This is a genomic window from Lutibacter maritimus, assembly GCF_900116115.1.
Classification (GTDB): domain Bacteria; phylum Bacteroidota; class Bacteroidia; order Flavobacteriales; family Flavobacteriaceae; genus Lutibacter; species Lutibacter maritimus.
Map to the genome: position 1 here is coordinate 1 of NZ_FOZP01000002.1, position 23,561 is coordinate 23,561.

Below are 23,561 nucleotides of genomic sequence, written 5' to 3' on the forward strand. Positions count from 1 at the left end.
TTAATCCGTTACAAAGTTCCAAATTTGCCCAATTGTTTGACCGCCTTTATTGTCTTTCACAACAACTTTCCAGTAATAATTGGTTGAAGCGTTCACAGACACGGTTAAAGAATTTGCCGAGATATTATCCCCTAGTTTTGCTGTTGGCGGATTGGATGTTCCAACATATACATCATAGGTTAACGCATCAGAAGTATCCACATCACTAGCGGTCCATTCTAATGTAGCTGTAGCTGTTTGTACAGTTGCATTTAATACTGGTTTTACAAGTACTGGTGCAAAAGGTAAATGATTGGTTACTCCTGTTCCTTCTGTATAAAACTGAAATGTTGAGGAATAATTACTGGATGCATTTTTACTATCTGTAGCTTTTACTCTCCAATAATAAGCAACCCCTTTCTCTAATGCAATTGTTTGAGCCGCAGTTGTACTTGTTAAAGTATGTGCAATTTGAGAAAATTGATTGTCTTTGGCTACTTGTATTTGGTATGTAATTGTATTTCCTTCAGGATCTGATGAAACATTCCAAGTAAATGGCACCGAATTATCTATGCATAACATATTATTTGTTGGATATGTTAGTGTTGGTGTTGATGGAGCCTCATTTGTTTCTACAGGATCTGGAGGGGTATCTCCGCCGCCACCGCCGCCGCAAGAAATTAAAATACTCGTTAATGCAATTGTATATAAAAGTTTTTTCATTCGTTAAGTTATTTTATTTTTTAACTATTTTAAGTGTAATAGGATTATCTAAATAAACCTTTGCAAGATACAATCCTGCCGGTTTATTATCAATAGATAACTGTACTTTTCCTGAAATAATTGGATAGGTTTGTTTTGATAGTAATTGTCCATACGTATTGTATAAACCTATGGTTATTTCCTTTTCAGTTGTTGGCAACGTAATTTCAAATTGACCATTTGTTGGATTTGGATAGGCAACAATATTTTCCAATAAATTAATTGATTTAGAAAATACTCCCTCACAATCTACAGCTGTTTTTACCTGAAGTAAATCGCCTTGTTTTATTGATACTGAAAAAGAAGGTGCTGAGGTTTGTAATACTTGTTGATTATTTACAAACACATTAAACGGCGCAGTTCCTTGTTCCATTGTAATTTCAACTTTTGAAGCAGCAACGCTAGTTTTAGCTGAAACCGTTTTTCCAGGATCTATTTTAACAATATAACATTGTTCATACGTTTTTCCAGTTACTGTAATGCATACATTGTAGGTAGCTGGCTGTAAATTATTAACCGTTAAACTATTATTGGTAAAATTATAAGCAGTACCGTTAATACTCGCTACATACGGATAGGTTTCTTGTGCCGTAATTTTTAGTTGTCCGTTGTTTTTATTAGGACAGGTTTCGCTGATAGCTGTTACTGTAAAGTTAGATGCTGGTAAACTAAATATAGGACAACCTGTTGCGTTTACTTGAGATCCCAATGGTGTGTTGGGGCATTCATCAATATCATTGGTTACTCCATCTTTGTCATCATCATCACTTAAAACAATAACTCCACATATATTTATACTCCAGCTATTAATTGTTCCAACATCGTCAGGACCTTCATCTATAACATACAATTGCCATTCTCCGTAGGATTCTTCATTAATAAATTTACTCAAACTTTCTTGTGGAATATAAACTCCTGTAAATGGTGCTGCACCTAAGTTAATTAAATCTGTACCATCATCATCAAAAGTTGTGTTTGCATATCCATCTCCTTCATCACCAACATTTGCAGATAATAAAACCGTTGTACCTTTTGGACTTATTAATTTTAATGTTAAATCACCAACCCAAGGATGTGTAATATTAACTGTTAAATTAAGGTCAGTAATAAATTTGTTTTGAGTTATATTGATTTTAGAACTAATACCTGTGATTGAGTTATCAGGAATACCAATAGGTGTATCTGTAGCGCTTATTGAATGACAAACTTCATCAGCAGTTGTAAAATTAAAAACTGTTGAAAACCCACTTTCACCACAATCATTTTTACTTTTAACTCTCCAAAAATATTTTGTGTTTAATTGTAAAAGAGTAGGTTGATAATTATTCTCAGCAACAATTGTAGATTCTATTATATTTGAAAAAATATTGTCAGTCGCTATTTCTAATATATATTCTTGCGCATTCACATCTGATTGCCAAAATAAACTGTAAGGTTTTAAAACAACCTCAGCTGCATTTTCTGGTAATATTAAAGTTGGGATTGAAATATTAGCAGAAAAAGCATTTAATGTAACTGAGGTAGTTTTGACTTTAGTGGTTAAGGCAGATGTACCTGTAACTGAAATATTAAATTCACCAATATCATTAACACCTAATCCAGTAATAACCATTTCAACTGGTGTATTATTAGCTTTTGCTTTTGATGGGGTAAATACTACCGATGCACCTACAGGCAAGTTAGTAGCCGTAAAAGTTATTTCTTCATTAAAACCTAAAAAAGTTTTATAGATAAAATTAAAAGATACCGTATTTGGTAAACAGGTTTTTTTTGAAAACTCCTGGAAACTCATCACAAATTCAGAAGTTTGGATGGCAATTTTACTTGCGTTTATTGCGTAAAAAATGTTACCAACACTTTCTACCTTAATTCTTCCTTGTGTTGTTCCTTCTAATGGGGCAATAATTACATGACTTCCATTATTCTCAACATTAGAAGCCAAAACAGTTGGATATGTTGCTCCTCCATCTGAAGAAAATAAAATATTCACAAAACCACAATTTACCGGTGCTATATTAGTATTTGCAACATCCCAAGTAATTGTTTGTGAGGTTCCCGCATCCCAAGTTACTGAATTAGATTGTGAAGTTACTTTAAAAGGACCTGCAGTTGCATCAAAAGTAATAACATTTTCCTTACTTGCAGTTTGTCCACCACCCAAAACGTTATCTCTTACAGTTACACCAAATCGCATTGTTCTTGATACCGAAGGTAAAACTTCCCAAGTATTTTGTAAATTCCCAGTCAAAACGGTAGCTATATCAGGAAAAAACCTTTGTGAGGAAGCAGATGGTTTTACTGATCGAAATGCTGGACCAACAGTAGAAGTAGAAACCAAAGGATGTGCTGTTATTTCGGTATCTAATTGTTCCCAAGTATAGGTTAAATTATCTCCATTAACATCCGTTGCAATTGCATTTAAAACAAAAGGTGTTGAAATTGGAATGGTATAATTTTGAAGTGGCGAAATAATAGGCGCGCTATTTGATGTGGCTGTTTTTACAGCACACGTACTATTTCCTACAGAGATATTATTCCATATTTCTCTAATACTCACTAAATGAAAATAATCATCACTTGCATCTTGAACATTTTGTGGAGTACAAATACCTGCATAAGCCATTATTGTTGAACCACTTCCTGGCTCAACCGCTGTGCTATTATTTCTATTTGAACCACTACAGTTTCCTGCATCACCATTAAATGTATGATGCGCGCCATACTGATGCCCCATTTCGTGCGCAACATAATCAATATCATAAGCATCTCCTATTGGGCTACCTGAACCCGTAATTCCTCTAGCTTTATTAGTAGTACATGGTGAATTTAACTGCGCTAACCCTCCTCCTCCAGTGCTAAAAGTATGTCCAATATCATAATTAGCTGTTCCTATAGATGCACTAATTGTTGCTTGACTTTCATCAATTAATTTATCACTATCATCATTTGTAAACCCATCTGTTGCGGCATCTAAAAATATTATATTTTTATTTGTTGCCACTAACACCATTGTTAATGCTACATCTCTTTCAAAAAGTCCATTAACCCGTGTCATAGTTGCAACAATAGCCGATAAAACTGCTGTTTTCTTTTCATCGTCAGTTGCTGTTGCGGGAATTGATTGATTTGATAAATGAAATTGTGAATACTCACCAGTAGTTGCAATTGCCAATCTAAAAGTTCTTAAAATTCCATCATTGGCATTTTCAGCTTTAGCATTCACATTTGATGCAGCTGTGGTAGTTTTTGTATTGGTATTTATTTCATCAAATTTACATTCAAAAGGATCTATTGCTGGTAAATTATTTTTAGAATAAATTAAATAAGAGTTATCATTTTTCCCTTCCGGATCAATATAAACAGTAGATTCTCCATCTTTTAAAATCATTCCGTGTAAACCCATTGGGGTAACACTAAATCTAACTATAGCATTAGAATTGTTTACACTTTTACCAATATAAGATTTTATTGAAGGGTTTTCATTTTGAAGTTTCGGCTCCATAATTGGCGCTTCAACAACAGTGTATTGCTCTATATCGCCATTAGCATTTGGAAAGCTAACTATTGTTCCACCACTAACCTGATTCCCTTTTCTTTGAGGGATATTTTTAAGTTTATTTTTTAATAAATTAATATTTAAATTTAACTCTTTAAATTTTGTAGGAATAGTTTTTCTAATGTATTTTTTTGAATTATTCTTTTCAGAATTATAATTTTTGCTCCATAATTCATCCGAATTTTGTCCTGAAACACCGTAACTAAAAAAAAACAAAATAAAAACTAAACCAATAGTACTTATCCGCAATTTTATCATAAAATCAAACTTAAAGGTTTATTAAAACAAAGATATAATTTAAAATTACCTTTACAATTTTTATACCAATTTAAAATATTTGTTTACACATCATTATAATAAAAAAAGTACTTTTGCACACTAATTCCAATTTATACCACTTATAATTTTGAATATATTTAAAAATATATCTACTTATAAATCAACAAAAAAGTCATTTGTTACCATTGGCACTTTTGATGGTGTGCATTTGGGTCATCAAAAAGTAATAAAAGATTTGGTTGAAAGTGCCAAAAAAAATAATGCTAAATCTGTATTACTTACTTTTTTTCCACACCCAAGAATGGTGCTGCAAAAAAAAACCAATATAAAACTAATTAACACCATTGATGAACGCATTAAATTGCTTGAAAATATTGGGCTTGATACGCTAATTATTCACGAATTTTCTGATGAATTTGCCAATTTAACAGCACTTGAATTTGTAAAAACTATTTTAGTTGATAAACTAAATATTGCAAAATTAGTAATTGGTTACGATCATCATTTTGGAAAAAACCGCGAAGGAAATTTTGATACTTTACAACAATATGGCACTGAATTTAATTTTGAACTGAAAGAAATTTCGCAACAAGATATTAGTAACATTACAGTAAGTTCAACTAAAATTAGAACCGCCATTGAACTTGGTGAAATAACAAAAGTTAACAGTTATTTAGGATATAATTTTATGTTAACCGGCACAGTTGTAAAAGGCAAAAATTTAGGTGAAAAAATAGGCTTTCCAACAGCAAACATTCATATACAAGAAACCTATAAATTAATTCCTAAAACTGGTGCTTATATTGTAAAAGCAATTATTGCAAACAAAACCGTTTTTGGAATGATGAATATTGGTTATAGGCCAACAGTAAGTGGTAAAAACCAAACTATTGAAATTAATTTTTTTGATTTTAAAACCAACTTATACAACAAAATTATTCAGGTAGAAGTTTTGCAATTTTTAAGAGATGAAATTAAATTTAATTCTATTGATGATTTAAAAGATCAACTTAAAAAAGATCAGCAAAAATCGTTAGAAATAATTCGTGGCACTTTTTTTGAAAGCAATTAAGTGAAAATCAACCTTATGAAAAAAACATTTCTTATAGCTATTGTGTTTTTTACAACAATTACTTCATGTAAAAGTTTTAATTTTCAATTAAAGGAACCTATTGTGATAGATTCATTGGATTGCCCTGAAAATGGAACGTGTGATTTTGAACTTATTCCTAATAAATCTATTGAATTTAAATCGGATGAATTTGGAAATTTGTACCCCGTTATTTCTGATGGAGATACAACACTTTTTAAATATACTTTTCAAAAAAAGCCTTTAAAAGATACACAAGACAGCAATTACACCGAAATTATTTATGCAGAATTACCAGCTAAAATTTCAGAATTATCACTTGCAAATGAAACGCTTCAAAATATAAAACTTTATTTTGGTAGATTATGTTATTGCAAAGGAGCAACGGGTTATTATCCAATAAAAAACGGTACGTTTACAATTACAAAAGCATCAAAAGATTGTGTTACTTTTAAAGTTGATTTTAAAATAACCGAAGTTCCTCAAATTATTTCAACAATACAACAAACTGTTTCTTTAAAATGATTTGAAACTAATTGGTTACTATTAACTGCAATTTCTTAAATTTGCGCATCATTTAAAGGAAAAGAACAATGTTACAAGTAGCTTTTATAAGAGAAAACAAAGAAACTGTTTTAAAAGGTTTAGCCAAAAGAAATTTTAAAAACGCAGAGCAATTAGTTGAAAAAACCATTGCTGCAGATGAAGAACGCAGAGCAATTCAAACAGAATTAGATGCTATTCTTGCTGAATCTAATAAGTTATCCAAAGATATTGGAATGCTTTTTAAAACTGGAGAAACTCAAAAAGCTGATATTTTAAAGAAAAAAACGGTACAATTAAAAGATAAATCGAAAGATTTAACCGAAAGTCTTCAAAATAAAGCCAACGAATTACAAGAATTATTATACTTAATTCCGAACATTCCAAACGAAATTGTTCCAAATGGCTTTTCAGCTGATGATAATTTAAATGTTTTTCAGGAAGGTGAAATACCCGTTTTACACAAAGATGCATTGCCTCATTGGGAACTAGCTAAAAAATATGACATTATAGATTTTGAGCTTGGTAATAAAATTACTGGTGCTGGTTTTCCTGTTTATAAAGGTAAAGGTGCAAAATTACAACGTGCTTTAATTAACTATTTTTTAGATAAAAATACGGCTGCTGGTTACGATGAAGTTCAGGTGCCGCATTTGGTAAACGAAGCTTCTGGTTTTGGAACAGGTCAATTGCCAGATAAAGAAGGACAAATGTACCACGATGCACAAGATAATTTATATTTAATTCCTACTGCTGAAGTTCCAGTAACTAATATTTTTAGAGATGTAATTTTAAAAGAAGAAGAATTTCCAATTTGCAAAACTGCATACACACCTTGTTTTAGACGTGAAGCTGGTTCATACGGAGCGCACGTTAGAGGTTTAAACAGATTGCATCAATTTGATAAAGTTGAAATAGTACGTATTGAACATCCTGATAATTCATATGCTGCATTAGATGCTATGGTAAATCATGTAAAAAGCATTTTACAAGAATTAAATTTACCTTATAGAGTTTTGCGTTTATGTGGTGGTGATATGGGCTTTACATCAGCTTTAACATACGATTTTGAAGTGTTTTCAACAGCTCAAGATCGTTGGTTAGAAATTAGTTCAGTATCTAACTTCGAAACATTTCAAGCAAATCGCTTAAAACTTCGCTTTAAAAATAGTGAAGGAAAAAGTGAATTGGCACATACTTTAAACGGAAGTTCATTAGCATTACCACGTGTTTTAGCAGGTTTATTAGAAAATTGCCAAACACCAGAAGGTATAAAAATACCTAAGGTTTTAGTTCCTTACTGTGGATTTGAACTAATTAATTAGACTGAACAGCTATCATTAATTTTTTATAATGGTTCATTTCAATTAACGCATCAAAATATGCATTGATTTGACCTTTTTTCATAAACTTTATAGCTTTCTTTTTAGCTGTTTCGTAATGTTTGATTATGTCGTTCATCTTGGTATAATTTAATTGATTTATCACAGTTAAGACAATTTTCGTGCCAAAATGTTACAGTACATTTATAAAAATAACATGTATTTATAAAAACTTTAACACTTGTTTAAAGTATATTTGATAGATAAAATATAGAAAATGCGCTATTTACTATTCATATTTTTTTGTTGGTTTTCTTTGCAAATAAAAGCTCAGGAGCCACAATTAGCATTTCAATATTTTAATAATGGTGAATACGAAAAAGCTACGGCAATTTTTAAACCTTTACACGAAAAAAATCCATACAACTCTATTTATTTAACCTATTTAATTGACTGTTACCAACAACTACAACAATTTGATAAGGTAAATACAGTAGTTACTAAACAAATTGAAAATTTTAAAAATCAACAATATTTGTTTATTGAAATTGGGTATAATTTTCAATTGCAACATCAACAAGAAAAGGCTGAAGAAAACTATCAAAAAGCATTAAATGCAATTAATCAAATGCCCAGTTTAGGTTATATTATTGGTAAAACATTTCAAGACAATCACTTGTTAGATTATGCACTTTTGGCTTATAAAAACGCTATGGAATTAATGCCAAAAGCCAATTATAATTATCAAGTTGCTTTAATTTATGGTGAAAAAGGTGAAATTGAAAACATGTTCAACACCTACTTAGATATGGTACTTATTAATGAATCATATTTACCAACATCAAAAAGTTATATGGGACGATTTATAACGGATGATGCTGAAAATGAAAACAATAACACACTTAAAAAACTACTGATAAAACGCCTTCAAAATAATCCATTAACTGTTTGGAACCAATTATTAAGCTGGCTTTTTATGCAACAAAGTGACTACGATAAAGCTTTGGTACAAGAAAAAGCAATTTTTAAAAGAAATGCAACTAACATAGATAATATTATTGATATTGGTAAAATTGCTTTCAAAAATAATTCATACGAAACCTCAAAAAAATGTTTTCATTTTGTGTTAGAAAATAGTTCAAATGTTGAAACCGAATTAACGGCAAAATTATATTTGTTAGAAATTGATATGAACACCAATACTTCTTATGAAAGTATTGAAAATCAATTTCAGCAATTATTTACAGAATATGGAAAAACTAACAAAACTATTGGTTTACAAGCTGCATATGCTGAGTTTTTAGCTTTCAAAAAAGATGAACCTGACAATGGAATTATAGTTTTAAAAGAAGCTTTAAAACTTCCTATTAACGAATTTCAAACAGGATATTTAAAAACTAAATTGGCCGATATTTTGGTGTTTAATAATAAATTTAATGCCGCTTTAATTTACTATACACAAGTTCAAAATGATTTAAAAAACCATACTCTTGGACAAACAGCACGTTTTAAAATAGCGCAAACTTCATATTTTAAAGGTGATTTTGAATGGGCGCAATCGCAATTAAAAGTGCTTAAGAATTCAACATCACAATTAATTTCTAATGATGCTTTAGATTTAAATTTGCTAATTACAGATAATGCCGTAAAAGACAGTTTAAAAATTGCTTTAAAAACCTATGCAAAAGCCGACTTGTTAGCTTTTCAAAATAAAAACCAACAAGCAATTGATACACTGCAAGTTGTTTTAAACAACTATAAAGGTCACCCAATAGAAGACGAAGCTTTATTTAAACAAGCACAACTTTTTGAAAAAATAAACCAGTTTGAAAACGCAGAAAAAAATTATTTACAAATAATAGCCATTAATAAAGATGATATTTTAGCCGATGATGCGCATTATTATTTAGCTGAATTATATGTAAATAAATTACAAAATATTGAAAAAGCGAAAGAATTTTATCAGAAAATAATATTTGAATATTCATCTAGCATATTTTTAGTAGATGCTCGAAAAAAATTCAGAGATTTACGAGGTGATAATTTAAATTGAAATAAAATAAACGCTTAACACTAAACAAATAAAAATGTATATATATAACGTAACAACTAATGTAGATGAATCTATCCACGATGAATGGTTGCATTGGATGAAATCTAAACACATACCCGATATGTTAGCAACAGGTAAATTTTCTGTAGCAAAAATGAGTTTAGTTTTAATTGATGAAGAAATGGGTGGCGTAACATACGCAGTTCAATACACTACAGACAGTATCGAAACCTTACATCTTTACTATAAAGAAGATGCACCAAAATTACGCGATGAAGCCATTAATTTATTTAAAGATAAAATTGTTGCTTTTAGAACCGAATTAAAAGTTATTAACGAACAATTTAGCAAAAGTGTAAACAACTAATTTTATGAGTGTAAAAGCAAAAAAACACCTAGGTCAACATTTTTTAACAGACGAATTAATTGCACAACAAATTGCAGATAGTTTAGTAGGAACTAACTATAAAAATGTGTTAGAAATTGGTCCGGGAATGGGTGTTTTAACTAAGTACTTACTTAAAAAAGACTATACAACTCATGTCATTGAAATTGACACAGAATCTGTAGAATACTTAAAAGCACATTATCTAAATTTAGCTGATAGAATAATTTCAAAAGATTTTTTAAAAATTAATATTTCCGATTTTTTTGGCGATGAACAACTGGCAATTATTGGAAATTTCCCTTACAATATTTCATCACAAATTGTTTTTAAAACACTTGAAAACAGACATCAAATTCCAGAATTTTCAGGGATGTTTCAAAAAGAAGTTGCTTTAAGAATTGCTGAAAAAGAAGGTAGTAAAGTGTATGGAATTTTATCGGTTTTAACACAAGCGTTTTATAATGTCGAGTATTTATTTACCGTTCCGCCAACAGTTTTTAATCCACCTCCAAAAGTAGATTCTGGTGTAATTCGGTTGGTTAGAAAAGAAAATTTCACACTTCCTGTAGATGAAAAATTATTTTACAAAGTAGTAAAAACCGCGTTTCAACAACGCAGGAAAACATTGCGAAATAGTTTAAAAACACTTAATTTATCTGATAGTTTAAGAGAAGATAGTATCTTTGCAAAACGCCCAGAACAATTATCGGTTCAGGAATTTATCAATCTCACATCTAAAATAGAGAACGATGCCATTTGAAATTACCAAAGATTATATTCAAAAAATTCAACAATTAATTGCTGAAGACAAAGAAGACACACTTCTAGAAATGCTAGCAGAAGTCCATTATGCTGACATTGCTGAAATAATTGAAGAAATTGAATATAGTGAGGCAATTTATATAATTAAACTTCTAGAAAGCGATGTAACTTCGGAAATAATTGCCGAATTAGATGAAGATACACGTGAGAATATTTTAAAAGGACTTTCATCAAAAGAAATTGCTGAAGAAATTTCAGAACTTGATACCGATGATGCTGCCGATATTATATCCGAACTTTCAGATAAACAAATTAAAGAGGTAATATCTCATATTGAAGATGAAGAACACGCCAAAGATATTATTGAACTTTTACGCTATGATGAAGATACCGCAGGTGGTTTAATGGCAAAAGAATTGGTAAAAGTAAATGAAAATTGGAATGTACTTACTTGTGTTAAAGAAATGCGCGCACAAGCCGAAGAAGTTACCAGAGTACACTCTATCTATGTTGTTGATGATAATGATATTTTAAAAGGTCGTTTATCTTTAAAAGATTTACTAACAACCTCAACAAAAACAGCAATTAAAGATGTTTTTATTAAAAAAGTAGATTCAGTAAATGTAAATGATGATGCCGAAGATGTTGCTAAAATTATGCAAAAATACGATTTAGAAGCCATTCCTGTGGTAGATGAATTAGGCCGGCTTGTAGGTAGAATTACCATTGATGACATTGTAGACGTTATAAAAGAAGAAGCTGAAAAAGATTACCAAATGGCTGCCGGTATTTCACAAGATGTAGAAGCCGATGACACCATTTGGGAACTAACAAAAGCTCGTTTGCCTTGGTTAATTTTAGCGCTTTTTGGTGGTTTTGTTAGTGTTTCTATTTTAGGCGGATTTCAGGAAGCTATGAATAAATATCCCGTACTTTTCTTTTTTACACCACTTATTGCTGCAATGGCAGGAAACGTTGGTGTACAATCTTCTGCAATTATTGTACAAGGTTTGGCAAATGATAGTTTAAGAGGCTCTTATTTTAAAAGACTTTTAAAAGAAGTTTCACAAAGTTTGTTAAACGGTTTTGTGTTAGCAGCTATATTAATGTCAGCCGGAATGTTCTTTTTAGGATTTGAGTTAAAAGTTGGAATTACTGTAGCAATTTCATTAATTTCTGTAATTATAATTGCAAGTATAATAGGTACATTTATCCCAATTATTTTAGACAAACGCGGCATAGATCCAGCGCTTGCAACCGGTCCGTTTATTACTACAAGTAATGATATTTTAGGAATTTTAATCTACTTTTCAATCGCTAAATTAATTTTAGGATTTTAAAATAATTCTTAAAAAATTATCAAAAAAATTTTAATAATATAAAACGAGCATATTCAAAATTTGATTACCTAAAAGAATGATTAATAGCGAATAACACTGCTGTGCTGAGCAGAGTTTAAGTAAGACTTTTAAAAAACATTAAAATAGACACATGAGACATTTTTTAACACTTCTTTTTTTAGCTTTTTTGTCAATTAGTTGTGCTAAACAAAACCCTCTAGAAAAAGCAATAGCTTCTAAAAATAAAAAAATAAAAAAAGTTATTGATAGTGTAAAAAACTACGAAGTACAAGTTTTATTTACCGAAATTCTACAAGAAAACGGTAAAACAACTTTTAAAGATTACTCTTATAGAGTAGATGAAAACACTTATTTCTATCCTGCAAGTTCTGTTAAGTTTCCTATTGCTGTTTTGGCTTTACAAAAAATGAATCAAAACAAAAAGATAGATAAAAATACTGTTTTTAACAATGCAAGTGATACTACAAAAACCACATTTGCCAACGAAATTAAAAAGGTTTTTGCAGTTAGCGATAATTTAGCCTATTCGCGTTTATTTGATTACTTAGGTCAAAATTATATTAATAATCAATTAAAAAGCAAAGGAATTACTGCTCGAATTTCACATCGGTTTTCTGTTGATAATCCTTATGATATTAACACTAAATCGGTTTATTTTTATTACAAGGATAGCGTAATCTATACTGAAAATCCAATCCAAAACGACTCTATAAAAAACCTTCCTTTAGATAAAATAAAAAAAGGAATTGGTTATATGGTTGGTGATAGTTTAGTGGAAAAACCGATGGATTTCTCTTTAAAAAACTATATACCATTAACTTCTTTACATCAATTAATGAAACAATTGGTGTTTCCAGAATTATTTCCGAAAGAAAAAAGATTTGACCTAACAGAAGAAGATCGTAATTTTTTAATAAACACAATGGCAATACTACCCAAAGATGCAGGTTATACTTCAAAAGAATATTATGATAGTTATGTAAAGTTTTTCCTTTTTGGTGACTCTAAAGAACCAATGCCATCACATATAAAAATACATAACAAAGTTGGTTTTGCTTATGGCTATTTAACAGATTGTGCGTTTATAGAGAACACAAAAACGAATAAGAAATATATAATTACGGCAACTATTCATGTAAATAAAAATAAAATTTATAATGATGGTTTTTATGAATATGATACTGTTGGTTTCCCATTTTTAGCGCAATTAGGAAGAGAATTAGTTCCTTTAGATTAATTAGTTTTTATACAAATCTCAATTTTTTAAATAGTATTTTGGTAGTTAGTATTAGCTAAATCAAAATATCAATCAGAATAAAATAAATGTACAACAATCTGAACCAAATAAAAACAGCAATTTATGATAAGTGCGCCTTTGAAATTTCTGAATTCAAATTTGAAACAGAAAGTTCAGCATATAATGCCTGTCAATATAAATTAAACGCACAACATATAATAAGCAGAAATGCTAAAATTACACCAAAAAAAGTAGGGCAATTTGTTACATTTTGGAAACGAAACGCAAACGGATTAATTGAGCCTTTTGAAGAAACCGACTTATTTGATTTTTATATTGTAAATGTGCGAACTAAAAATAGGTTTGGACAATTTGTTTTCCCAAAATCTACACTGATAAAAAAAGGAATAATTTCAACAGTAAAAAGAGAAGGAAAAAGAGCATTTAGAGTGTATCCGAATTGGGATGTTGTTAAAAATAAACAAGCTGAACAAACCCAAAAATGGCAATTGAATTATTTTTATGAAATAAATGCGTCAACCAATTTTGAAGAAGTTTTAAAATTGCATAAAAATGAATAGCATTTTTTATACTGCTATTATTGATAAAGTCAGTTAGCCTATTGCCTAAACCTAAACTTTTTAAACAAATCCCATAAAACAACACCAACACTTACCGAAATATTTAATGAATGTTTGGTCCCTAATTGCGGAATTTCAACACAAAAATCGGATGCAGAAACAACTTTTTGCTGTACTCCTTTTACTTCATTTCCAAAAACTACTGCATATTTTTGGTTGGGTTCAACCATAAAATCTTGCAACATTGTACTATTCTCAGCTTGCTCAATCGCCAATATTTTAACATTTTTACCTTTCAACCTTTCAACCAAATCAAGTGTGTCTACTTCATATTCCCAGTCAACTGATTCTGTTGCTCCTAAAGCAGTTTTATGAATATCTTTATGTGGAGGTTTTGCAGTAATTCCACACAAGTAAATTTTTTCAATAATAAAAGCATCGCTGGTTCTAAAAACCGAACCAATATTATTTAAACTTCTAATGTTATCAAGCACAACTATCAATGGAATTTTAGTTACTTCTTTAAACTCTTCAACAGTTGGTCTTCCTAATTCGCTATTTTTTAGTTTTCTCATAATTCACAAATTGTTTTTGTACATCTTTCAATCATTAAATTTTTAAATCTTTCAATATAAAATGTAACTTCGCAAAACTAACTTAATTTCCTATAAAATTGGCAGCAAAAAAAGAGAAAGTCACCCCTTTAATGAAACAATACAACGCCATTAAGATAAAATATCCTGATGCAATGTTACTATTTAGAGTGGGCGATTTTTATGAAACTTTTGGCGAAGATGCTAAAAAAGCTTCTAAAGTTTTAGGAATTGTTTTAACAAAACGTGGTGCTGGAAGTGAAACTGAAACTGCTTTAGCAGGTTTTCCACATCATTCTTTAAATACGTATTTACCAAAATTAGTTAAGGCAGGAATGCGCGTTGCTATTTGCGATCAGTTGGAAGATCCAAAAATGACCAAAACTATTGTAAAACGTGGTGTTACAGAGTTAGTAACTCCTGGTGTTGCTTTAAATGACGAAGTTTTACAGTCTAATACCAATAATTTTTTAGCGGCGATTCATTTTGGAAAAAAACATGTAGGAATTTCGTTTTTAGATGTTTCAACCGGTGAATTTTTAACTTCACAAGGAACTAGTGAATACATTGATAAATTGTTGCAAAACTTCAGCCCAAGTGAGGTTTTGGTTCAAAAGCAACATAAACATAAATTTAAAGAATTATTTGGCGATCGTTTTTATACTTTTTATTTAGAAGATTGGATTTTTCAAACAGAATATGCGTTAGAAACATTAACCAATCATTTTAAAGTAAAAACATTAAAAGGTTTTGGAGTTAATGAATTAAATGAAGGCATTATCTCATCCGGCGCGGTTTTATATTATTTATCTGAAACACAACACAATAAATTAGAACACATTCAGGTAATTAACCGTATTGCTGAAGATAATTATGTATGGATGGACCGTTTTACCATCCGTAATTTAGAATTGTACAATTCCACTTCAGTAAATGCAGTAACGCTTTTGGATGTTATTGACAAAACTATTTCACCAATGGGCGGAAGGTTGTTAAAACGTTGGCTAGCCTTGCCTTTAAAAGACATTAACCGCATAAAAAAACGCCATGATATTGTAAAATATTTAATTGATAATGACACCTTTTTTGAGTTAACAACCTATCAAATTAAACAAATTAGTGATATTGAGCGCTTGGTTTCAAAAGTTGCCACTGGAAAGGTAAATCCGAGAGAAGTTGTTTTGTTAAAAAACTCTTTAAATGCCATTATCCCAATTAAAGAAGCAGCTGAAAAAAGTGATAATGAAAGCTTAAAAATTATTGGAGAGCAATTACAAAATTGCAATACGCTTCGTGAAAAAATATCAAAAACATTAAACGAAGATGCTCCTGTAAATATTAATAAAGGAAATGCTATTGCAGAAGGTGTTTCAACAGAATTAGACGATTTAAGAGCTATTTCAACAAAAGGAAAAGATTATTTAGATGCTATGTTAGCGCGTGAAATTGAACGTAGTGGAATTACATCGTTAAAAATAGCTTTTAACAACGTTTTTGGATATTACATTGAAGTTAGAAATACACATAAAGATAAAGTGCCTGCCGAATGGATTCGTAAGCAAACGTTGGTTAGTGCTGAGCGTTATATTACCGAAGAATTAAAAGAATATGAAACCAAAATTTTAGGTGCTGAAGAAAAAATTAGCAAACTTGAAAGTGAACTTTTTGCTGAATTAATTAGCAATTTATTAGATTACATTCAGCCAATTCAGTTAAACGCACAATTAATTGGACAAATTGATTGTTTATGTTCATTTGCTGAAATAGCTAAACAAAATAATTATGTACGTCCACAATTAGATGAAAGTACCGATTTAGAAATAAAAAACGGTCGTCATCCAGTAATAGAAAAACAATTACCAATTGGCGAAGAATACATTGCAAATGATGTTGTTTTAAACACACATTTACAACAAATTATTATGATTACAGGTCCTAATATGAGTGGTAAATCAGCTATTTTACGTCAAACTGCTTTAATTGTTTTATTGGCGCAAATGGGAAGTTACGTACCTGCGCAAAATGCCAGAATTGGAATTGTAGATAAAATATTTACACGTGTTGGCGCCAGCGATAATATTTCTATGGGCGAATCTACTTTTATGGTAGAAATGAACGAAACTGCTAGTATTTTAAATAATATTTCTGATAGAAGTTTAGTTTTATTAGATGAAATTGGACGTGGAACAAGCACGTATGACGGAATTTCAATAGCGTGGGCAATTGCCGAATATTTACATGAACATCCATCAAAAGCTAAAACATTATTTGCGACACATTATCATGAGCTGAATGATATGACCAATACTTTTGAGCGCATTAAAAACTTTAATGTTTCGGTAAAAGAATTAAAAGATAAAGTGATTTTCTTACGAAAATTAGTTCCTGGAGGTAGTGAACATAGTTTTGGTATTTACGTGGCTAAATTGGCTGGTATGCCAGCTTCTGTTGTTCATAGAGCAACAAAAATGCTAAAACAATTGGAGAAAAACCATACCAATTCCGAAGTAAAAGAGACCTTAAAAACAGCTGCTGAAAACGATATGCAATTAAGCTTTTTTAAGTTAGATGATCCTTTGCTAGAAGATATTAAAGAAGAAATTTTATCAACAAATATTGATACGCTTACACCAATTGAAGCATTAATGAAATTAAATGAAATTAAACGAATGTTGGTGAAAAAATAGTTTTAATTATTTTTAAAATTGATTGAGCTCAAAAAATTCTTTAACATTTTTTTGACGTATTTTTTAATTACCTTTGTCTATTCAAAAGGATTTTTATATGTTTTTATTTATAAGCGGAGCTGAAATATTTGTTGTATTAATTATTGCTGTTATGTTATTTGGTGCTGATAAATTACCTGAAATTGCTCGCGGTTTAGGAAAAGGAATGCGACAAATAAAGGATGCTACAAATGATATTAAAAGAGAAATTCAGAATAGTGCTGAAAAACATAATATTGATGTTGATGTTGCCGCAAAAGTTAGAAATGAAATTAGTAAAGTAACTGATAATGTTGAAGATATAACGCAGCCAGTAAAAAAAATAAAAGATAAAATTATTGATGATATTACTGGTCCTGTAAAAAGAAACTTGTAATATTGGAACCGCTGAACCAGCTTATTAATTACGACAAAGAACTGCTTCTCTTTTTACATTCAAAAGGCTCAACAACTTGGGATGGTTTTTGGATATTTGTTACAAATCCTTTGTATTGGATTCCTTTATTTTTTATACTATTTTATGTTGGGTATAAAGTTTATGGTTTAAAAACTGCGGCTATCATTTCTTTATTTACTGCATTAAGTGCTGCTTTTTCATTAATTACTGTAAATTTTATTAAAAATAATGTACAAAGACTGCGACCAATAAATGACATTAGCATAAATACAAATGTTCGGGTTTTAATTGAAGCGACAGACTTTAGTTTTGTTTCGGGGCATTCAACCGTTTCTTTTACCATTGCTTTCTTATCATTTTTTGTATTAAGAAAACATTACAAATTTGCTTTTTTTATATTTCTGTTCCCTTTATTATTTGCCTATAGCAGACTTTATTTAGCAGCGCATTATCCTTTAGATATTTTATTCGGGATGTTTTTAGGGTTTAGTATTGCTTTATTTTTTTACAAAATATTAAACAAATTTTTTCTAAAAAATTAAGTTGTTTTTACACGACTAATAGTTAAACCATCTCTAATTGGTAACAACACTGTTTCAATTCTTTCATCGTTATTTAATAATTTATTATAGACTAATAATTCTTGTGTATCCATATCATTTGGTTTAATTTCCTCTATTACTTTTCCACTCCAAAGTACGTTGTCCGATAAAATAATTCCTCCAGGATTCATTTTATCAATAATTAAATGAAAATAATTGCTATAATTCGCTTTATCGGCATCAATAAAAACCAAATCAAATTTTTTATTGATGGTTGGAATAATTTCTAATGCATTTCCGGTCAATTGCTCAATTTGATTTTTATAGTTTGATGCATTAAAATATTTTTTACTAAAAGCTTCTAATTCTTCATTTTTATCAATAGTAATTAATGTGCCTTTTTTCTGCAAACCTTCGGCTAAACATAATGCGGAGTAACCCGTGTAGGTTCCTATTTCTAAAATGCTTTTAGGATTTATTATTTTTGAAATCATTGCTAAAACTCTACCTTGATATGCGCCACTTAACATACGAGGATTGAGAATTTTTTGCCAAGTTTCTTTATTTAATTGTTGTAAAAGTTGTGGTTCATTTTGTGAATGACTTATTACATAATCTTCCAGTTTTTCAGATAAAAAGCTCATTGTTTTTGTTTGCAAAAGTAAAAAACGGAACTCAAATGAGTTCCGTTTTAATATATAAAGTTTAAATTTTTGTTTTTAATTCTGTTTCCATTTGTTCCTTTTCCTTTTCACACAAACAAGTGGTTGGTTTATTTAAAGCATTTTTATGTTTTTGTATACATTTTGTAATTATAACATTTTGCTTAGAGTACATTCCGCACTTTTTACATACAAACAAATGAATATTTAATTTTAGTATTTCCCAAAAAGTTGCCTCTTTATATTGACTTTTATCACAAATAGTGGTTGCTTGGTCACACGTTAATTTCATTTGTATTTTCTTTAATTTTTAAACCAATTATCTTCCATACATTTTCTTAATTGTGTTCTGGCTCTATGAATTATTACCCATAGATTTGACGATGTAATTTCTAACTCCTTACAAATATCTTCTGTTTCAAGTTGTTGAATTGTTTTCATTCTAAAAACCATTGCATATTTTTCTGGTAAATTATTTATACACTTTTCTAAAGCAACATTTAACTCTTCATTTTCTATTTGTTTTTCTATTTCATTGTTCCAATTTGATGGTACACGCTCTTCAATCCACTCACCTTCTCTTTCTCCATCAGCATAAAAATTCATTTTAACTTCAGCTTTTCCTTTGTTAGAATTTATTTTTCGATAATGGTCAATAATTTTTCTTTTTAAAATAGCAACTAACCAAGTTCTTTCACTTGCCAATCCTTGAAAATTGTCCATAGCTTTTAATCCAGCAAAAAAGGTGTCCTGCACTAAATCTTTTGCTAAATCATGCTCATTAATTCTACCTATGGCAAAATTATATAAGTAATCTGCATGAAGTTTCACCCAATTATTAGGATTTAATTTATGTATTTCTTTTGACATTAGATGTAATTACTTTATTGCTAAAATAATTAATTATTTAGAATTATTCTAATTTACAAACAATCTAAAAGCAGCTTTAATCTTTACTGGCGTAACTACTTAAAATTGCAAACAATTTTTTTCGATCAATTGGTTTTGATAAATATTCATCAAATCCGTTTTTTAAAGCTGTTTCTTTATCTGATTCCATTGCAAAAGCTGAAAGTGCAATAATTGGGATATTTGGTTTGATTTTTTTTATTTCATTCATAGCTTCAATTCCGTTCATGATTGGCATTTTAATATCCATTAAAATTAAATCTATGTCTGGATTACTTTTTGCTAACTCAACAGCTTCTAATCCGTTAAAAGCCTCAATAATATTTATTTTAGAATTAGAAAAAAGTTCATTCATATATAACATGTTATATTCTTCATCTTCTGCTATTAGAATTGTAAGCTCCATATTTTCAATTGGTATTTGTGAAATTTTTTGTTCTACTACTGTTGTTATTGGTTTTTCTTTTGATTTTAAATATGGTATTGTAAAATAGATTGTTGTTCCTTTTTCATTTGAATCTATCCAAATTTCTCCATTAAATAATTCTACAAACTTTTTAGAGATTGCTAAACCTAATCCTGTTCCTTTACTTTGCTTACTTAAATTTAAGTTTGCCTGCATAAATCTGTCAAAAATTACAGCATGCAACTCATTATCAATACCAATTCCGGTATCTTTAACAAAAAACAATAATGTATTGGCATCTTTTAATTCATAGCCAAATTCAACGCCTCCTTTTTCTGTAAATTTAAAAGAATTTGACAATAAATTTGTTAAAACTTGATTCAATTTAGGACCGTCAATTTCGATAAAACTTTTTGCGCTATCTAACCCTTTTTTAACATTTAAATATAACTTATTATCTTTGGCTACTTGATTGTAAAACTCGTGTAAATCATCAATTAAATGATTAATATTAGTGCTTTGATAATTTAATTTTACTACGCCAGCTTCAATTTTAGAAATATCTAAAATATCATTTACAATTGTTAATAACTGCTTACTACTATTTACAACAATATTGGCATATCTTTTTCTATCAGCATAGGATAATTCTGGGTCTAAAAATAATTCTGAAAAACCAATAATACCATTCATTGGAGTTCTAATTTCATGACTCATATTTGCTAAAAAGGATGATTTTAACTTATCTGACTCTTGTGCTTTTGTTAATGCCTTTTTAAGTTCATCATCGCTATTTTTACGCTGAATTGTAATACTTATTTGATCGGAAACAAATTCTAACAATTGTAAATCACTTTGTTGATAAGCATTTTTATTTGTATAACTTTGAACTGCAATGGCTCCTATTGTTTTGTCTTGAATTTTTAGAGGAACACCCACCCAAATTTTAGATTCTATACCCACTAAATCTACAATACCTTTTTCAATTAAATTTTTATGTTCATTGTCTGTAACCATTAAAGATTTGCCTGTTTTTATTACATAACCTGTTAAGCTATTTTTGGCAGGAAACTCTCTTAAATCTTCTTTTTCATCAACCATTACAGGCATTTTAATCATATCTGTAATTTCATCGTACAAACCAATATAAAAATTATTAGTATCAATAATTTTATGAAGCTCTTCTTTTATATATAGGCTAAATTCATTGAAATCTTCTATTGCAGAGGCTGCTTTAGAAATATTGTATAAAACATTTTCAAGTTGTTCTTTTTTAACTCTGTCAGATATATCAACTACAACTGCATGAATACTGGTTTTATTATCAATATCTTCAATTTTTGTTAGGGTAACTTCGGTTGGAAATATTTGTCCATTTTTTCTTTGATGGCTCCATCTAAATCTGTTAAAACCATTTTCAATCGCAATTCTAATTACTTCTTCAGCTTTTTCTATAGAGCAACTTCCATCTGGTTGAAATTTTGGTGATATATCAGATGGCTTTAATTTAAATAAAGATTCTTTACTTGAAAAACCAAACATTTTTAATGTAGACTCATTACAATCTGTAAACAATCCGTTTTTAAGAACCATTACAGAATCTGTTGATTTTTCAAAAATATCTCTATATTTTCTTTCCGATTTTTCAAGTAATTGTTTTGCTTTGGTTCTTTCGGTAACATCATCTACCAAACAGGCTGCTCCAATAATTTTGTTATTAGAATCTTTTAAAGTAACACTATACCAATCGCAAATTATTATTTTACCATTTTTTGTTATATTTTCATTTGTATGCCTAAAGCTTTCATTTTGAGCAAACGAAGTTTCTGTTAAAATTTTCATTTCTTCTATCAAATGAGGTGGCGTTAACAAATCTCTGTTAGGTTTTCCTTTTACCTCTTCTTCAGAATAACCAAAAATTCGTTCGGCAGCATTATTCCATTCTAATATATTATAGTCTAAATCCCATATAATTGATGCCAACGGCGTGTTATTAAACTGGTGTTTTAATCGTTGGTTACTTTCAAAAAGTAGTGCTTCTGTTTTTTTCCGTTCAGTAATATCTTCAGCTAATGATGCAATTCCTGTTACATTTCCTAATGAATCTTTTAGGGTTACATTGTACCAATCACAAATTATTATTTTACCGCTTTTAGTTTTATTTTTATTGGTACTTCTATGTCCGCCTTTTTCGTGTATTAAATTTTGCCAAATAATTTTCACCTCTTGTATTACTTCTTCAGGAAGTAATAAATCGTTTACGTGTTTTCCAATGGCTTCATTTGCTGAATATCCAAATATTCTTTCGGCTGATGAGTTCCATTCTAAAACGTTAAAGTTATAATCCCAAATTATGGAGGCTAATGGAGTGTTATTAAATTGTTCTTTTAATTGTTGATTGCTTTTAAAAAATAAGTCTTCTGTTTGTTTTTGTTCGGTAAAATCTTCAACAATTCCTTGAACATGCGTAATTTCGTTTTCAGAATTTCTGATAACATCTATATTGGTTTTTACCCATTTCATTTTTTTGTCTTTTGTTAAAACTCTAAATGGCTTGGGTTTTATTGTGGTAACATTGTTATTTTTAATTAGCTGAAAAACTCGGTCTCGTATAGTACTTAAATCATCTGGATGTACAATTTCATGAATTTTTACTTCACCATTTAAAAATTGTTTATAAGTATATCCAAAAAGATGTTGCGTGTTTTCTGAAGCAAAAATTACAGGAAAATCTCTTTCATTTTTACAAAGAATTGCAACAGATGAGCTTTTATTAATAATATTAAATGCTTCCTTAATTCTATTTTCAATTTGTTTTTTTTCAGTAATATTTTCTATAGATATAACTACGTTTTCTAAAGTGTGTTTACTTTCGTCAACAACTTTAAATTTTATTAAAATATCGAATTCTTCACCAAGAATTGTTTTATTTACAGATTCTATTTCTGTTTCTTTTTCTCCTGATAAAATTTCTAAAAGTAATTTTACAAAACCTTCATCAGATTTTTCGTTAAAAACTACATCTAAGTTATTTAACAAATCGCTTTTATCTTTTGCTTTATACAATTTAACTGCTGTAGCATTAACATCTTTTATGGTAACTAATGATACTAATTCGGCTATATATTGCGGATATTGAATTAATAAAGTATCTGAATTAGTGTTGTGCTGTTTTAGCTTTTTTTCAAAAAAAAGTTTGGCTTTTGAAAAATCTTCTATCCAAAGTGCTATAGGTGCATATTCAAAAAAATTGAAATAGTTCAAGTTATCAATATTTTTATTTTGATATTTATCGGTTGCTTTTTCATTAGAACCATTAAAAATAATTCCTTCTTCCATTTTAACAACTTAAGGGGTTTAATTTCATAAATATAAGAAATATTTATATGTTATTAAGAATTGAGAAACAACTA

Annotated in this window: 20 protein-coding genes; 12 read left to right on the top strand and 8 right to left on the bottom strand. The window is 29.4% G+C overall.

Features of this window, described 5'->3' with window-relative positions; genetic code table 11:
* Positions 1–702 carry a glycoside hydrolase family 78 protein gene (locus BM335_RS03370; RefSeq protein ID WP_090223285.1) on the bottom strand — a complete coding sequence of 234 codons (702 nt, stop codon included), beginning with the start codon at positions 700–702 and terminating at the stop codon, positions 1–3.
* A 13-nt stretch (positions 703–715) separates the two neighbouring features.
* Positions 716–4,555 carry a reprolysin-like metallopeptidase gene (locus BM335_RS03375; RefSeq protein ID WP_090223287.1) on the bottom strand — a complete coding sequence of 1,280 codons (3,840 nt, stop codon included), beginning with the start codon at positions 4,553–4,555 and terminating at the stop codon, positions 716–718.
* A gap of 148 nt (positions 4,556–4,703) precedes the next feature.
* On the opposite strand from BM335_RS03375, the gene BM335_RS03380 reads away from it, so the two are divergent.
* The 3 genes from BM335_RS03380 (at position 4,704) to serS (ending at position 7,534) form a co-directional block, all read left to right on the top strand.
* Complete coding sequence (locus tag BM335_RS03380) at positions 4,704–5,648, top strand: bifunctional riboflavin kinase/FAD synthetase (RefSeq protein WP_090223289.1); 945 nt, start codon at positions 4,704–4,706, stop codon at positions 5,646–5,648.
* A 15-nt stretch (positions 5,649–5,663) separates the two neighbouring features.
* Complete coding sequence (locus tag BM335_RS03385; protein WP_090223294.1) at positions 5,664–6,191, top strand: hypothetical protein; 528 nt, start codon at positions 5,664–5,666, stop codon at positions 6,189–6,191.
* 68 nt (positions 6,192–6,259) lie between these two features.
* Positions 6,260–7,534 carry a serine--tRNA ligase gene (gene serS / locus BM335_RS03390; protein WP_090223296.1) on the top strand — a complete coding sequence of 425 codons (1,275 nt, stop codon included), beginning with the start codon at positions 6,260–6,262 and terminating at the stop codon, positions 7,532–7,534.
* Here serS and BM335_RS15655 read toward each other — a convergent pair.
* Complete coding sequence (locus tag BM335_RS15655; RefSeq protein ID WP_177219145.1) at positions 7,527–7,670, bottom strand: hypothetical protein; 144 nt, start codon at positions 7,668–7,670, stop codon at positions 7,527–7,529. The two genes, serS and BM335_RS15655, sit on opposite strands and share 8 nt — an antisense overlap.
* A gap of 138 nt (positions 7,671–7,808) precedes the next feature.
* Between BM335_RS15655 and BM335_RS03395 the strand changes: the two genes are divergently transcribed.
* The 6 genes from BM335_RS03395 to BM335_RS03420 all read left to right on the top strand — a co-directional run bounded on the left by BM335_RS03395 (position 7,809) and on the right by BM335_RS03420 (position 13,913).
* Positions 7,809–9,584: a tetratricopeptide repeat protein gene (locus BM335_RS03395; protein WP_143102377.1), complete on the top strand. Its 1,776-nt coding sequence runs from the start codon at positions 7,809–7,811 to the stop codon at positions 9,582–9,584.
* 34 nt (positions 9,585–9,618) lie between these two features.
* A complete protein-coding gene (locus tag BM335_RS03400; protein WP_090223298.1) occupies positions 9,619–9,951 on the top strand; it encodes a DUF4286 family protein in 333 nt (110 codons plus the stop codon).
* A 4-nt stretch (positions 9,952–9,955) separates the two neighbouring features.
* On the top strand, positions 9,956–10,732 hold the full coding sequence (gene rsmA / locus BM335_RS03405; protein ID WP_090223300.1) for a 16S rRNA (adenine(1518)-N(6)/adenine(1519)-N(6))-dimethyltransferase RsmA: 777 nt from the start codon (positions 9,956–9,958) through the stop codon (positions 10,730–10,732).
* Entirely contained in the window at positions 10,722–12,074 is a 1,353-nt protein-coding gene (gene mgtE, locus BM335_RS03410; protein ID WP_090223303.1) for a magnesium transporter, read from the top strand. Before rsmA ends, mgtE begins: the two co-directional genes overlap by 11 nt.
* A gap of 151 nt (positions 12,075–12,225) precedes the next feature.
* Complete coding sequence (locus tag BM335_RS03415) at positions 12,226–13,332, top strand: serine hydrolase (protein WP_090223306.1); 1,107 nt, start codon at positions 12,226–12,228, stop codon at positions 13,330–13,332.
* An 86-nt stretch (positions 13,333–13,418) separates the two neighbouring features.
* Positions 13,419–13,913: a MepB family protein gene (locus BM335_RS03420; protein WP_090223309.1), complete on the top strand. Its 495-nt coding sequence runs from the start codon at positions 13,419–13,421 to the stop codon at positions 13,911–13,913.
* Between the two features lie 38 nt (positions 13,914–13,951).
* On the opposite strand, the gene BM335_RS03425 is transcribed toward BM335_RS03420, so the two are convergent.
* Positions 13,952–14,488 (bottom strand): RNA methyltransferase, encoded by a 537-nt coding sequence (locus BM335_RS03425; protein WP_090223312.1) that lies wholly within the window; start codon positions 14,486–14,488, stop codon positions 13,952–13,954.
* A gap of 131 nt (positions 14,489–14,619) precedes the next feature.
* Here BM335_RS03425 and mutS point away from each other — a divergent pair, with 131 nt between their 5' ends.
* The 3 genes from mutS to BM335_RS03440 all read left to right on the top strand — a co-directional run bounded on the left by mutS (position 14,620) and on the right by BM335_RS03440 (position 18,171).
* Positions 14,620–17,193 carry a DNA mismatch repair protein MutS gene (gene mutS / locus BM335_RS03430; protein ID WP_090223315.1) on the top strand — a complete coding sequence of 858 codons (2,574 nt, stop codon included), beginning with the start codon at positions 14,620–14,622 and terminating at the stop codon, positions 17,191–17,193.
* A gap of 97 nt (positions 17,194–17,290) precedes the next feature.
* Entirely contained in the window at positions 17,291–17,608 is a 318-nt protein-coding gene (locus BM335_RS03435; protein WP_090223319.1) for a Sec-independent protein translocase subunit TatA/TatB, read from the top strand.
* 2 nt (positions 17,609–17,610) lie between these two features.
* Positions 17,611–18,171 carry a phosphatase PAP2 family protein gene (locus BM335_RS03440; RefSeq protein ID WP_177219146.1) on the top strand — a complete coding sequence of 187 codons (561 nt, stop codon included), beginning with the start codon at positions 17,611–17,613 and terminating at the stop codon, positions 18,169–18,171.
* Here the strand turns inward: BM335_RS03440 and BM335_RS03445 are convergent.
* From BM335_RS03445 to BM335_RS03460, 4 genes are all read right to left on the bottom strand, one after another.
* A complete protein-coding gene (locus BM335_RS03445) occupies positions 18,168–18,815 on the bottom strand; it encodes an O-methyltransferase (RefSeq protein ID WP_090223323.1) in 648 nt (215 codons plus the stop codon). The two genes, BM335_RS03440 and BM335_RS03445, sit on opposite strands and share 4 nt — an antisense overlap.
* Positions 18,816–18,876: 61 nt before the next feature.
* Entirely contained in the window at positions 18,877–19,125 is a 249-nt protein-coding gene (locus BM335_RS03450) for a hypothetical protein (protein WP_090223325.1), read from the bottom strand.
* Between the two features lie 11 nt (positions 19,126–19,136).
* Entirely contained in the window at positions 19,137–19,703 is a 567-nt protein-coding gene (locus BM335_RS03455) for a sigma-70 family RNA polymerase sigma factor (protein WP_090223327.1), read from the bottom strand.
* Positions 19,704–19,779: 76 nt separating this feature from the next.
* Positions 19,780–23,487 carry a PAS domain S-box protein gene (locus BM335_RS03460; RefSeq protein ID WP_090223329.1) on the bottom strand — a complete coding sequence of 1,236 codons (3,708 nt, stop codon included), beginning with the start codon at positions 23,485–23,487 and terminating at the stop codon, positions 19,780–19,782.
* Positions 23,488–23,561: the final 74 nt, after the last annotated feature.